Here is a 13,427-nt window from a genome sequence, read left to right on the forward strand (position 1 = left end):
TGCATTCGCCAGCCCGACGGCGATGCCGTTTTGCCTATAGAATGCAGGCATTGATTTCCGCAGTGCATTAGCCACTTAAAGACCCGCGATGAACTTTCCCGTCCTGATCAACCTGACGCTCGCACTGGGCGTCTGCGTCCTGCTCTACCGCCTGCAGGCGAACCACGTCTCGTTCACCAAACGTGTGTTCACCGGCCTCGGACTGGGCGTGGTGCTGGGGGCGGCGATGCAGGCCTTCTACGGCGCCGGCTCGCCCGAGGTCGCCGGCACCAATGCCTGGCTGGACGTGGTCGGCAGCGGCTACGTGAAGTTGCTCCAGATGATCGTGATTCCCCTGATCATGGTCTCGATCGTGCAGGCCATCCTCAAGCTGCGCAATGCGGCCTCGCTCGGCACCATCAGCACGCTGACGATCGGCATCCTGATCGCCACCACGATCGTGGCGGCCGCGATCGGCATCCTGATGGCCAAGCTATTCGGCCTGAGCGCGGTCGGCCTGACGGCCTCCACCGCCGAAGTGGCGCGCGGTGAATACCTGCAAGGCAACCTGGCCGCCGCGAAAGAGATTTCGCTGCCGAGCATGCTGCTGTCCTTCATCCCGGCCAATCCTTTCCTGGACATGACCGGCGCGCGCAAGACCTCGACCATCGCGGTGGTGGTGTTCTCGATCTTCATCGGCATCTCGGCCACCGGCATCGCCGGCAAGAAGCCCGAGGTGTTCCAGTCCTTCAGCGACTTCGTGCACGTGGCCCACGTGATCGTGATGCGCATGGTCACCCTGGTGCTGCGCCTGACGCCCTTCGGCGTGTTCGCCCTGATGGCCAAGATGGTGGCCGGCTCGAGCCTGCAGGACATCCTCAGCCTGGCGAGTTTTGTGGCCGCCTCCTACTGCGCGCTGGCCCTGATGTTCCTCGTGCACCTGCTGCTGGTCGCGGGCAGCGGCCTGAACCCGCTGCGCTTCGTCGCCAAGATCTTCCCGGTGCTGGCCTTCGCCTTTACCTCGCGCACCAGCGCCGGCAGCATCCCGATGAGCGTGGCGACCCAGACCGCGCGCCTGGGCACGCCGGAAGGCATCGCCAACTTCGCCGCCTCCTTCGGCGCCACCATCGGGCAGAACGGCTGCGCCGGCATCTACCCGGCCATGCTGGCGGTGATGATCGCGCCGACCGTCGGCATCGACCCGTTCACCGCCTCCTTCCTGCTGCCGCTGCTCGCGATCGTTGCCTTCGGCTCGATCGGCGTGGCCGGGGTCGGCGGCGGCGCCACCTTCGCCGCCCTGATCGTGCTGTCGGCCATGGACTTGCCGGTGGCGCTGGCGGGCCTGCTGATTTCGGTGGAACCATTGATCGACATGGGTCGCACGGCGCTCAACGTCAGCGGCTCGATCACGGCCGGAACGGTGACCAGCCGCCTCCTCGGACAGACCGATTTGCGCGTGTTTCATAGCGACGCGGAAATCAATTTAGATAGCGAATCGCAAGCTGTGTAAGAGGGTTCCGACGCTGCGGCGAGCCTGTCCGGAAAGCCTGCAATCGTGCGCTTTCCGCCCGTAGAATCCGTCTATGATGCCGTCATGTCAATATCGAAGACGGGCTGGTGATGGAACAAAAGTGGCCGCAGGAAGTCTGGCTGGTCAGGCATGGTCAGAGCGCCGGCAACGTTGCGCGTGACCTCGCCGAAGCTGCCGCCGGACACCGCATCGATATCGCCCATCGCGACGTCGACGTGCCCCTGTCCGAGCTGGGCGAGCGCCAGTCGCAGGCCCTCGGTTCCTGGTTTGCCTCCCTGCCGCCCGAGCAGCAGCCGACCGTGGTGCTGCACTCGCCCTATGTGCGCGCCGCCGAGACCGCCAACATCCTGATGCAACGCCTCGAGCGCAGCCGGATCGTCGTCGAATCCGACGAGCGCCTGCGCGAGAAAGAGTTCGGCATCCTCGACCGCCTCACCACCTTCGGCATCGCGCACCACCACCCGGAGCTGTACGAACAGCGCCAGCACGTCGGCAAGTTCTATTTCCGCCCGCCCGGCGGCGAGAGCTGGTGCGACGTCATCCTGCGCCTGCGCAGCGTGGTCGATACCCTGAACCGCGAGTTCTGCCGCGAGCGCGTGCTGATCGTCGCGCACCAGGTCACGGTGAATTGCTTCCGCTACCTGTTCGAGCGCCTCGACGAAAAGACCATCCTCGATTTCGACCGCGCCGGCGACGTGCCGAACTGCTCGGTCACGTCCTACGAATACGATCCCGATCTCGGCAAGGGCGGGCACCTGGCCCTGCGCCTGGTGAACTTCGTTGCACCGCTCGAAGCGACCGGCACTCCTGTCACCGCCAGCAAGGACCTGCCTGCCGCACCGAATGCCTGATTCCCCATGACTACCCTGACTCGCGCCACTGCCGTGCATGACGTCGACACAGCCCTGCTGCGCAGCTGGCCGGTGCCGATGCCGGCCGTCGAAGGCGACAAGGAAATCCGCGGCCACGTACTCATCGTCGGCGGCTCCTGCGAGATGCCGGGCGCCGTCATCCTGGCCGCCACCGCGGCGCTGCGTGCGGGCGCGGGCAAGCTCACCATCGCCACCGGGCAGAGCGTGGCCCAGCTGGTGGCGCTGGCCATGCCCGAGGCGCGCGTCATCGGCCTGCGCGAACACGCGAGCAATGGCTTCAGCATCGAGGCCGTCGCCTGCCTCGATCCGCTCGCCGAGCGCATCGATGCGGTGCTGGTCGGGCCCGGCATGCGCGACGAGCCGGCCACCGCCGCGCTGGTGCATGCGCTGCTGCCGGGCCTGGAGGCGGCCGGCACCAGCATCGTACTCGATGCCTGCGCGATGGGCGCATTGCTGCATCCGCCGGCAAGCTGGCCCCAGGGCATGCCCTGGCGCTTCGAGCGGCCCGTGATCCTCACGCCCCATGCGGGCGAGATGGCCCACCTGACCGGCATCGCCAAGGAAGACATCTGCGCCCTGCCCGATCCGCGCGCGCTGGACGCGGCGCGCGCCTGGAATGCGGTCATCGCATTAAAAGGTGCGCGTACTGTCATCGCAACGACGGATGGAACGTTGTACCAGCATGAAGGCGGCAACGTGGGCCTGGCCATCTCCGGATCCGGCGACGTGCTGGCGGGGATCATCGCCGGCCTGGCCGCCCGCGGTGCGCCGCTGGACCAGGCCGCCTGCTGGGGCGTGGCGCTGCATGCGCGGGCCGGCGAGCGTCTCGCCGAGCGCATGGGCACACTCGGTTATCTGGCGCGGGAGATATCGCAGGAGGTACCCGCGCTGTTGGAACAGATCGCCGGCAAAGATGCCGGCGACAACCAAACCATACGGCAGCCGCCGGTGGGCTGGAGAGCGGGCAGTACGCTTGAACTCCAGCATTCCGCAACGTAGCGCGGAATCGAGTACGACAGGATGCGATCCGACGATCGGATTCGTGCACTGACCGGGGCCGCGTATTGCGTCGGTTCCCTGATGGTTCCACTGCTGGGTTTCCGAACCCTCGGAGGACCTAACCTGGCGCCGCAGTCCGCCCAAGGCCTCACCCGGGCAATGCGGCACAAGATTGACGTGAACGAGGAGTTTAAACAATGAAAGCACTGACTCAAGCACCAAAAATCCTGCTGACTGCTGCCGTGTTGGCCTCCCTGCTGGGCGCCTGCCGCAAGAACGAGCCGGCGACCGACACCACGACCACGACGCCGGACACTTCGGCCACCGCGCCGAGCAGCACCTCGGGCGCCACCGGCACCACGGGTGACACCGGCACCGGTGCAACCGGCACCGGCACCACCGGCGCGACCGGCACCACCACCGATCCGACCATGACCACCCCGCCGGCCACCACCACCGATCCGGCCACGACGCCGCCACCGACCGGTACCGACACGACTCCGCCGACCGGCACCGGCGCAAGCTCGGGCACTTCGGGCGCTACCGGCACTACCGGCACCGGCACCACCACACCGCCGACCAGCGGCCGCTGATCGGCCATCCGCCAGGCAAGGAACGGAGTCCGCGCAGCGGGCTCCGGGAGGTATTGACGATGCCAGCCCGGCAGGGCTGGCTTTGTCGTTTCTTGAGCTAGCTGTCTCAGCCTCTTCTTCTTCCCGCAAAAAAAAGCCAGCCCGAAGGCTGGCTCTTGCAGATACTCGCTGCTGCCTGCTTATGCCGGCTGCACTGCCCTGCGTCCGGTCACGAAGCGGCCGGCGCGCATGATGCTGCGGAAGATCAGGCGCACGAAGGTCAGTGCCAGGATCGCCTCGACGAAGGTCACCAGGAAGGCCAGTGCCGGGTTGTAGCGGCCGGCACGGCGGTTGAACTTCGCGAACATGCGATCGCGGGCGATCTCGATGCTGTCGTAGAAGGTCGGCACCACCAGCAGGGTCAGGAAGGTCGAGGTGATGGTACCGCCGATGATCGCGATGGCCAGCGGCTGGTAGAACTGGCCGGCGTCACCCAGGGCCAGCGCCACCGGCAGCATGCCGGCGATCAGCGCGAAGGTCGTCATCAGGATCGGACGCAGGCGCTTGCGGCCGGCCTGCATCAGCGCGTCCTCGCGGTCCATGCCTTCTTTTTCCAGTGCGCGGGCAGCGTCCAGCAGCAGGATCGCGTTCTTCGCCACCAGGCCCATCAGCATGATGACGCCGATCAGGCTCATCAGGTTGAGGGTGTTCTTGGTCATCAAGAGCGCCAGCACCACGCCGATCAGCGACAGCGGCAGCGACAGCATCACGCCCATCGGTGCGGTGAAGGAGCCGAACTGCATCACCAGGATCAGGTACATCAGGCCGATACCCGAGATCAGCGAGATGCCCATCGCGGTGAACACTTCCTGCTGGTCCTGGCCGGCGCCGCCCAGCTGCAGGCCATAGCCCGGCGGGAAGTCGAAGCTCTTGGCCAGCTTCATGGCGTCGGCGGTCACTTCACCCGGCGAACGGCCCTGGGCGTTGGCCGAGACGGTGATCATGCGCTCTCCGTTCTTGTGGCGGATGGCGGCCGGGCCCTTGCCCATGGTGATGCTGGCGATCTGCTCCAGCGGCACCATCATGCCGGTGCCCTGTACCGCGATCGGCAGGCGCTCGATGCTGTCGGTGTTGACGCGGTCATCCGGATGCAGACGGACGGCGACGTCGCGGGTCTCGCTGCTCGGATCGACCCAGTCGCCCACCTCGATGCCGGCGAAGGCCACGCGCAGCGACTGGGCCGCGTCGTTGATCGAAATGCCCATGGCATTGGCCAGGCCGCGGTCGAGCACGATCTGCAGCTCGTTCTTCGGATCCTGCTCCGACAGGGTGACGTCGACGGCGCCCGGGACCTGGCGCAGCTTCTCCATGTAGGCGGTGGTCAGTTCCATCAGCTTGCGCGAATCCGGGCCGGTGAACTGGATCTGGACCGGCTTGCCGCCGCCGTTCAGGTCGTCGATGACGACGTATTCGGCGCCGACCAGGCGGCCGACTTTCTCGCGCAGTTCGGTCGCGATGTCGGCACCGCTGCGCTTGCGTTCGCTGCGCTTGCCGATGTCGACGTAGATACGGCCGCCGCCGGTGTTGACGTTGCTGTTGGTGTCTTTGGTTTCCGGGATCGCACGGGCCAGTTCGGCTGCCGCTTCCACCTTGCGGCGCGAATACTCCACGCTCGACGAGGCCGGGACGCGGATCTCGACCATCAGGGTGCCCTGGTCGGATTTTGGCAGGAAGCTGGAACCGCCGAACTTGGCGTGCAGGACGATGGCGCCGACGAAGCTGGCGACGGCGATGGCGGCCATCCACTTGCGGTGGTGCAGCGCCCAGGCGATCACGCGGCTGTAGCGGTCGGCCTGGTGATCGAACCAGACGTTGAAGCGGTCCAGCACTTTGCCGATGCCCTTCTTCTGGATCTTGTGGTGGTCGACCGGGTCGCCCCAGTAGGCCGACAGCATCGGATCGAGGGTGAAGGAGATGAACAGCGACACGATCACCGAGCAGGTCACGGTCAGTGCGAAGGGACCGAACCATTGTCCGGACATGCCCGGCATGAAGGCGACCGGGATGAACACGGCCATGATCGAGAAGGTGGTCGCGGCCACGGCCATGCCGATCTCGGCGGTGCCCTCCAAAGCGGCGGTGCGGCGGTCGGAACCGAGTTCCATGTGGCGCACGATGTTTTCACGCACGACGATCGCATCGTCGATCAGCACGCCGATCGCCAGCGACAGGCCGAGCAGGGTCATGAAGTTCAGGGTGAAGCCGCACAACCAGACCGCAATGAAGGCTGCCAGCACCGAGGTCGGCAGCGACAGCGCGGTGATCAGGGTCGAACGCCAGGAGTTCAGGAAGGCATACACCACGAAGATGGTCAGGATCGCGCCCAGCACCAGGGCTTCGATCACGTTGTTCAGGCTGTCCTGGGCGTCTTCGCCGCCGTCGCGCACGACTTCCAGCTGGGTGCCCGACGGCATTTCCTTATTGGCTTCCTTGACGACTTCGTGCACCTTCTTGGCCAGCGACACGGTCGAGGCGTCGCGCGAACGGGAAATCTGCAGGCCGACGTTCGGCTTACCGCTACGCAAGGACAGGCTGTTGATGTCTGCATAGCCGTCCTTGATCTCGGCTACCTGGTTCAGGCGCACGATCTGGTCGCCGTTGCGCTTGACCACGACTTGCGAGAAATCCTCGGGTCGCTCGATGCGGCCGACCAGGCGGATGCCCTTTTCGTCCAGCTCGCTGCGCAGCTTGCCCACCGGTGCATTGGTGTTCTGGGTGCGCAGGGCGTTGGTCACGTCCGAGGCCGACACGTTGAACTCACGCATCTTCTCGGCGCGCAGCAGGACCGACAGTTCGCGGCGCAGGGCGCCGTTCACGTTCACGGTCGAGACGCCGTCGATGGCGCGGAACTTGTCCGCCAGCACGTCTTCGGCATAGCGCGAGATTTCCGCATGGCTCTGCGCGCTCGAGGACAGGGCCAGCGACATCACCGGCTCGGAAGCCGGGTCGATGCGGCGCAGGATCGGTTCGCGCATTTCGACCGGCAGCTTGTAGCGCACCGCGGCAATCGCGTTGCGCACGTCGTCGGAGGCTTCGATCAGGTTGCGGTCGAAGTCGAATTCCATCCAGATCGAGGCGCCGCCTTCGTAGGAGTTGGAATTGACTTCGGTGACGCCCTGGATCGCCAGCATCTGCTTCTCGATGCGGTTGGTGATCTCACGCTCGGCGGTCTCCGGCGAGGCGCCCGGATACGGGATGTCGACCACAATGATCGGCACTTCGACGTCCGGGTTCTGGTTGACCTTCAGCTTGGACAGGGCCAGCAGGCCCATGGCCATCATCGCCACGATCATCACGACCGTGGCGACGGGTTTCTTGACACTGAAATTAGAGAGGAACATGGGTTGTTTTCCTTATTTGCCCTGGACCGCGACCTTGCCGGCAGCGCTGGCAACGCGGGCGGTCGGCATCTCGACCTTCTGACCGTCCTTCAGGTTCGAGGTCGGGGCGCGCAGCACGACGTCGCCGGCGGCAAGGCCCTGCTTGATCTCGACGTTGCCGGTGCGCGGATCGCGGGCGCCGACCACCAGGTTGACCTGGGACAGGGTCTTGTCCTTGATGCGCCAGGTGTAGGCCTTGTCGCCCGCCTTCACCACTGCCGCTTCCGGCAGCATCAGGGCACTCGTGCTGGCGGCGTCGATGCGCCCTTCGGCATACAGGCCGGCCACCTTCGGCTGGGCCTTGTCGGCGAACTCGACCAGCACCTCGACCTGGCGGGTGACGGCATTGGCGGCCGGGTCGATGCGCCTGACGATGCCGGCGAACTGCTGCTCGCCATAGCCGTTGACGCGGAAGTTGACCTTCTGGCCGACCTTCACGGTGCCGACCGAGTCGGCCGAGACGCGGCCTTCGAAGCGCATGCTGTTCGGATCGATCACCTTGACCAGTTCCTTGCCGACGTTGGCGGTGTCGCCGGCCGAGACCTTGCGCTCGGAGACGATGCCGTCGAACGGCGCACGCACGACGGTGCGGGAACTCATCTGGCGTGCGGTTGCAGCGCGGCTCTTGGCGGCAGACAGCTCGCTCTGGGCACTGTTGCGGCGCACTTCGGCTTCGTCCAGGCCGACGGCCGAGGTCATGCCGGAGGCGCGCAGGGTCTTCATGCGCTCGAGCTGGCGGTTGGCCTGGTCCAGAGCCTGGCTGGCAGCGCGCACGGCCTCGTTGGCCGACAGCACGCTGTCGCGGATCGCGGTTTCATCGAGGCGCACCAGCACGTCGCCACGCTTGACCTGCTCGCCATTCTCTTTCAGGACCTGCAGCACCACGGCCGAGACTTCGGCGCGCAGGTCGGCCTTGCGTTCCGGCTGGATCGAGCCGGTGACCACCGGGCCGCTGCTCAGGGTGTCGCTCTGGACGGTCATCACGTCTTCCGGCGCGACCTGCAGCTGCGTAGGGCGCTTGTCCTTGGGGCCATCCTTGGCGCCGGCCTGGGCTGTTTCCTGACCTGGCTTGGCAGGCTCCTTGGCCTCCTTGCTGCAGGCGGCGAGCGCCGAGGCGATGGCAAGGACGAGTAGTGTTTTGCGCAGCATTTGGTTCTCCAGAGAGTGGACTCAGTGATTATTTTTGTAAAAGCCGGATATAGACAGCCAGCGCGCAGTATCAGGTAGTGCCCTGCCAACTTCAAGCGACTACTCTGCGTACTGCGGAAATCGAGGGATGAAATGCGGTATTTGGCGATGAGCTGCATTTCAGGCGGACTGAAATGCGCCCTTTTTCAGCCGAAGATGGCGTGGATCAGGAAGCCCATCCCGATACCGGTGGCGATGCCGCCGCCGATCTCCACCAGGGTATGGCCCATGCGCTCGCGCAGGACGATGTGCCCGACAGTGTCGCACGCCAGCTTGTTGATCGCCGCCGCCTGGCGGCCCACGTGCTGGCGCAGGCTGTTCGCGTCGATCATCACGATGAAGGCAAGCGTCACCGCGACCCCGAACGCCGGATGGCCGATCCCCTCGCGCAGCGCGATCAGGGTGGCCATGCTGCTGACGACGGAGCTATGGTTGCTGGGGAAGCCGCCGTTGCCCACCAGGTTGAACGCCCAGCGGCGCTGGCGCACGCTGGTAATCAGGAACTTGATCGGGCCGACCACCATCCAGGTCAGCACGGGTGTTATCAGGTATGCAAAATCCATGTCGAAATCCAGGTGCTTGTTAAGCTGAGTTGATGCCGGGCGGAATTATCTCAGAAGCAAGCCAACAGGAACACATATACCTTGATGAATCAAGGACATCCGTAGCGCCGCCGCCGCACCTGGAACGCTAATATTCACTCAACTAAGTGAGATAGACAAGGGGGCGGTATGCGGCATTTCCGGTTGTCGATCGCGGTAACGGTCATCCTGATGGGCGTCGCCGGCTGGTGGGGCTACGGGCACCGCGGGCTGCCGGGACTGCTGCAGGCGCTCTGGATCACGGCCGTGCTGGGCGTACTGGAAGTGTCGCTTTCTTTCGACAACGCGGTCGTCAACGCCTCGGTCCTGCGCGGCTGGAACGAGTTCTGGCGCAAGCTCTTCCTCACGGTCGGCATCCTGGTGGCCGTGTTCGGCATGCGCCTGCTATTCCCACTCGTCATCGTCTCGGCGGCCACGGGGCTCGGCCTGGTCGAGGTCTGGCACATGGCGATCGACAACCCGAGGGAATATTCGCGCCACCTGACCGAGAAGCATGCCGAGGTGGCGGCCTTCGGCGGTGCCTTCCTGATGCTGGTTTTCCTGAACTTCCTGTTCGACGAGGAAAAGGAACTGCACTGGCTCGGCTGGATCGAGGAAAAGGTGGGCAAGTACGGCACCGAGGGCCTGGCCATCATGCTGACCCTGCTGGCGGTCTGCGGCGCCATGTACCTGATGCCCGTCGAACGCAAGCTGCCGGTGCTGGTTGCCGGCGTCACCGGCGTGCTGATCTACATTGGCGTGCAATGGCTCAGCGGCCTGCTCGAGAAGGAAGAAGACGATCCGGCGGTGGGCAAGATGATCGCCCAGGGCAGCATCGGCGGCTTCCTCTACCTCGAGGTGCTCGATGCCTCGTTCAGCTTCGACGGCGTGATCGGAGCCTTCGCCATCACCAACGACGTCGTGATCATCATGCTCGGCCTGGCGATCGGCGCCATGTTCGTGCGTTCGATGACGGTGTTCCTGGTCTACAAGGGCACGCTGGAAGAATTCGTGTTCCTGGAGCACGGGGCGCACTACGCGATCGGCATCCTGGCTGTGATCATGTTTGCCAGCGTCCACTACCACATCCCCGAATGGTTCACCGGGCTGTCGGGGCTGGCCTTCATCCTGGTGTCGCTGTGGTCCTCGGTACGCTACCGGCGCCGCACGGAGGCGCGCGAGCATGCAGCTTAGCGAGTTTGCGTTTTGCCCCGGCCATGGCAGAATGGGCGCGGCCGCCATGCTGCCATCCTGACAACTTGACTGAATACCATGCCCAAGACCATGCCGAAACGCGCTACCGCCCTCCTCCTCTCCGCCCTCGCCGCCATCGTGGTGCTGTTCGCGCTGTATACCTGGTTCACGCTGAGCTGGTCGTATTCGGAAGGCGAACGAGCGGGCTACCTGCAGAAATTCTCGAAGAAGGGCTGGCTGTGCAAGACCTGGGAAGGCGAAATCCTGCTGTCGAGCATGCCGGGGGCGATTCCGGAGCGCTTCGCCTTCACCGTACGCGACGACGCGGTGGTGAAGCAGCTGCAGAACGCGATGGGACAGCGGGTGCAGATCACCTATGAACAGCACGTGGGGATTCCGACCTCGTGCTTTGGCGAGACCGAGTATTTCGCGACCAGGGCGTCGATGGGGCCGGTGAATCCGGTGGCGCCGAGTCAGGTGCAGTAATACGCGTTGCGTATTAATCAGGTGCTAATGATATGCGTGGCATATCACCCCAACTTGGATCCCGGCCTGCGCCGGGATGACGTGCTAGGGGTGCGGGTGCAAGGCATTGCCGCCACTACTCTGCGTTACCCCTAAGACCGTCGTTCCGGCGAAGGCCGGAACCTAATTTGACTTTCGTCGAAATCACTCCTCAGTCTTCCTCTGATTGAGAATGACATCCGCCAAACGCGTCGCCGCCTGCGACGCCGACGCCGGCGGCATCTGCTTGAACCTCCCCAGTACTTCGCGCGTGATGTTCACCGAGGCCACCCGGTGCGCGGCTTCCGCCTTGCGCTCGCCGATCGCACGCTCGCTTGCTGCCAGCTCGTGCGTATGGTCCTCGTAGCGCTGCGCCTCCAGGTCGGCCAGTTCCTTGCGGGCATCCGCCATGCGCCGGGTCGCCTCGGCCGCCTTGCGCTGCATGTCGGCGTGGCGCTGGGCGTGTTCCAGCAGGGCGCGCTGGGCCTCGCGCTTCTCGACCGCCGCCTGCAGGGCCGCCTGCTCCACCGCTTCGCGTTCGCGCGCCAGGCGCGCCTGCTCTTCCTCGGCCGCGGCGCGCGCCTGCGCGGCCTGGGCCGCCGCTTGTTCCGACGCCAGGCGCGCGGCGGCCGCCTCGTTGGCGCGCGCATCCGATTGCGCCTGCTGGCGCTGGGCGGCCAGCTTGCGCTCGACCAGGGCCAGCGATTCGCGCGCCGCTTCGCTGCCAGCATGCTCCTCGGCCAGCGCCGCTTCGGTCAGTTCCAGCTGGCGCCGCTCGACCTGGGCGCGCTCGGCCTGCACCTGGGCCAGCTCGGCCGCGCGGCGCACCTGGGCCTGCTGGGCGGCCGCGGCCGCCTCGGCATGCTCGACTTCCTCGATCGCGGAACGCGCCTGCGCCCGCTGTGCCTCGAGCGCGGCCTGCTGCGCGGCCTCGAGGCGGCGGTCGGCGTCGAGCTGCGCGCGCAGCTGCGCGGCCGTTTCAACTTCCGCCTGGGCACGCGCCTCGGCAACACGTGCCAGTTCGCGCTCGGCCTGCAGGCGCTCCTGCTCGCGCGCCAGCGCCGTTTCCTCGGCCGCGGCGCGTTCGCGTTCGGCCTGGGCCAGGCGCTCGGCCTGCTCGGCGCGCTGACGCGCCGCCGCCAAGCTCTGCTGCTCTGCCTGGGCCTGCTCGCGCACGGCCGCCATCGCCGCTTCGGCGAACGCGTTTTCCTGGGCCTTGGCCTCGGCCGCGGCCTGCATCAGGGCGGCACGCTCTTCCAGCAGCGCCCGTTCGCGCCCTTCCTGTTCGGCCTGGCGCAGGGCCGCCTGGGCCGCCGCCTCGTCGGCCGCGGCGCGCTCGCGCGCCTGGCTGGCCGCGACGGCTTCGGCGTCCACCCGGGCCTGTACCTGCCCGCTCGCCTCTTCCTCGGCACGGGCGCGTTCCTCGGCGACGGCGCGCAGCCTGCGGTCGGCCTCGATGCGTGCCTCGGTCGCCGCCAGGATGCGGGTCTCGGCCTCGCGCCTGGCCTCGGCGCCGGCAGCTGCCATCTGCTCCAGGCGTTCACGGTGGGTGGTGGCGTCGCGCAATTCCTTCTCGGTCTGCAGGCGCATGCGCAGCGACTGTGCCGCGACGCGCTCGGACTCGGCCTGGGCCAGCGCGATCGCCTCGCGCTCCTGTTCGATATGGGCCAGGGCGCGCGCTTCTTCCAGCGCGCGCGCCTCGGCGGCGGCGCGGGCGAAGCTCGCTGACAGCGCCACCTGGTCGGCGCGCTCGCGCTGCTGAGTCAGTTCCAGCGCCTCGGCTTCGGCCTCGGCCAGCTTCTCGGCGGTCTGGCGGGCGGCGCGCTCGGCCCGCTCGCGCTCGCGCGCCAGGATCGCCACGCGCGCGTCGGCGCTGGCGTTGTGCAGCACTTCTTCCTTGGCCGCCTCCACCGCCGCCATGCGTTCGGCCGCCTGCAGGCGCGCCTGCTCGGTCTGCAGCAGCAGTTCCTCGGCGGCTTTCGTGGCCTGGGCCGCCATCTCGGCCTGGGCTTCCACCTGGGCGGTGGCGCGGCGGCGCGCTTCTTCTTCGAGGCGTCCACGGGCCTCGGCCGCCATCCGGGTCTCGGTTTCCGACTGCACGCGGGCGCGCAGCTCGACGGTCTCCTGGCGGATCGCTTCCAGGCGTTCGTTCGAGGCCTGGGCGGCCGCTCGCAGCGACTCCAGGCGCTCGCGGTTGGCGGCGATCGCCTCTTCCGAAGCCTGGGCGCTGGCCAGTGCCGCGGCGGTGGCCGCCGCGTCCATGGCGGCGCGTTCCTCGGCCAGCGAGCGGGCGCGCGCCTCGGCATGGGCACGGCTTTCGGCGGCGACCTTGGCCTTGGCCTCGGCTTCGACGCGGGCGATGCCTTCGTGGATCTCGTGCATTTCCATCGGTCCGCGCCGAGCAGGCTCCGGCACGACGCTGCCCGCATGTGAGAGGTCGATCGTGAAGTCGGTGTCGTCGTGCTCGGGCTTGATGGGTTCCATGCTCATTCTCAATGGCGCACGCAGGATGCGTTCAGCCGATTATCCGGGAAATCGCGCGCGCGTGTCACGCCGAACTGGACGGC

10 protein-coding genes are annotated in these 13,427 nt (G+C 66.6%); 6 read left to right on the forward strand and 4 right to left on the reverse strand.

The window, feature by feature from the left end; translation table 11 throughout:
• Positions 1-88 precede the first annotated feature (88 nt).
• The 4 genes from ACSQ25_RS17010 to ACSQ25_RS17025 all read left to right on the forward strand — a co-directional run bounded on the left by ACSQ25_RS17010 (position 89) and on the right by ACSQ25_RS17025 (position 3,974).
• Positions 89-1,489 (forward strand): L-cystine transporter, encoded by a 1,401-nt coding sequence (locus ACSQ25_RS17010; protein WP_436106852.1) that lies wholly within the window; start codon positions 89-91, stop codon positions 1,487-1,489.
• A gap of 110 nt (positions 1,490-1,599) precedes the next feature.
• On the forward strand, positions 1,600-2,361 hold the full coding sequence (locus ACSQ25_RS17015) for a histidine phosphatase family protein (protein WP_436106853.1): 762 nt from the start codon (positions 1,600-1,602) through the stop codon (positions 2,359-2,361).
• A gap of 6 nt (positions 2,362-2,367) precedes the next feature.
• Positions 2,368-3,381 (forward strand): NAD(P)H-hydrate dehydratase, encoded by a 1,014-nt coding sequence (locus tag ACSQ25_RS17020; RefSeq protein WP_436106854.1) that lies wholly within the window; start codon positions 2,368-2,370, stop codon positions 3,379-3,381.
• Between the two features lie 197 nt (positions 3,382-3,578).
• Entirely contained in the window at positions 3,579-3,974 is a 396-nt protein-coding gene (locus ACSQ25_RS17025) for a hypothetical protein (RefSeq protein ID WP_436106855.1), read from the forward strand.
• Between the two features lie 179 nt (positions 3,975-4,153).
• Here the strand turns inward: ACSQ25_RS17025 and ACSQ25_RS17030 are convergent, their stop codons facing one another.
• From ACSQ25_RS17030 to ACSQ25_RS17040, 3 genes are all read right to left on the reverse strand, one after another.
• Positions 4,154-7,354: an efflux RND transporter permease subunit gene (locus ACSQ25_RS17030; RefSeq protein WP_436106856.1), complete on the reverse strand. Its 3,201-nt coding sequence runs from the start codon at positions 7,352-7,354 to the stop codon at positions 4,154-4,156.
• Between the two features lie 12 nt (positions 7,355-7,366).
• The gene (locus ACSQ25_RS17035) at positions 7,367-8,542 is read right to left on the reverse strand and encodes an efflux RND transporter periplasmic adaptor subunit (RefSeq protein WP_436106857.1); all 1,176 of its coding nucleotides are present in this window, start codon (positions 8,540-8,542) and stop codon (positions 7,367-7,369) included.
• A gap of 185 nt (positions 8,543-8,727) precedes the next feature.
• Positions 8,728-9,144, reverse strand: a complete 417-nt coding sequence (locus ACSQ25_RS17040; protein WP_436106858.1) for a divergent PAP2 family protein — start codon at positions 9,142-9,144, stop codon at positions 8,728-8,730.
• 168 nt (positions 9,145-9,312) lie between these two features.
• Between ACSQ25_RS17040 and ACSQ25_RS17045 the strand changes: the two genes are divergently transcribed.
• Positions 9,313-10,356, forward strand: coding sequence for a DUF475 domain-containing protein (locus ACSQ25_RS17045; RefSeq protein WP_436106859.1), 1,044 nt, complete (start codon positions 9,313-9,315; stop codon positions 10,354-10,356).
• A gap of 78 nt (positions 10,357-10,434) precedes the next feature.
• A complete protein-coding gene (locus ACSQ25_RS17050; RefSeq protein WP_436106860.1) occupies positions 10,435-10,842 on the forward strand; it encodes a hypothetical protein in 408 nt (135 codons plus the stop codon).
• Positions 10,843-11,025: 183 nt separating this feature from the next.
• Here the strand turns inward: ACSQ25_RS17050 and ACSQ25_RS17055 are convergent, their stop codons facing one another.
• A complete protein-coding gene (locus ACSQ25_RS17055) occupies positions 11,026-13,344 on the reverse strand; it encodes a hypothetical protein (protein WP_436106861.1) in 2,319 nt (772 codons plus the stop codon).
• Between the last annotated feature and the right edge of the window lie 83 nt (positions 13,345-13,427).

Source organism: Massilia sp. LjRoot122 (assembly GCF_964252725.1).
Classification (GTDB): Bacteria; Pseudomonadota; Gammaproteobacteria; order Burkholderiales; family Burkholderiaceae_D; genus Telluria.

Coding starts and splice junctions, on each gene's coding strand:
- ACSQ25_RS17010 (WP_436106852.1), top strand. CDS start 89: ATGAACTTTCCCGTCCTGATCAACCTGACGCTCGCACTGGGCGTCTGC.
- ACSQ25_RS17045 (WP_436106859.1), top strand. CDS start 9,313: ATGCGGCATTTCCGGTTGTCGATCGCGGTAACGGTCATCCTGATGGGC.
- ACSQ25_RS17050 (WP_436106860.1), top strand. CDS start 10,435: ATGCCCAAGACCATGCCGAAACGCGCTACCGCCCTCCTCCTCTCCGCC.
- ACSQ25_RS17030 (WP_436106856.1), bottom strand. CDS start 7,354: ATGTTCCTCTCTAATTTCAGTGTCAAGAAACCCGTCGCCACGGTCGTG.
- ACSQ25_RS17020 (WP_436106854.1), top strand. CDS start 2,368: ATGACTACCCTGACTCGCGCCACTGCCGTGCATGACGTCGACACAGCC.
- ACSQ25_RS17025 (WP_436106855.1), top strand. CDS start 3,579: ATGAAAGCACTGACTCAAGCACCAAAAATCCTGCTGACTGCTGCCGTG.
- ACSQ25_RS17015 (WP_436106853.1), top strand. CDS start 1,600: ATGGAACAAAAGTGGCCGCAGGAAGTCTGGCTGGTCAGGCATGGTCAG.
- ACSQ25_RS17040 (WP_436106858.1), bottom strand. CDS start 9,144: ATGGATTTTGCATACCTGATAACACCCGTGCTGACCTGGATGGTGGTC.
- ACSQ25_RS17035 (WP_436106857.1), bottom strand. CDS start 8,542: ATGCTGCGCAAAACACTACTCGTCCTTGCCATCGCCTCGGCGCTCGCC.
- ACSQ25_RS17055 (WP_436106861.1), bottom strand. CDS start 13,344: ATGGAACCCATCAAGCCCGAGCACGACGACACCGACTTCACGATCGAC.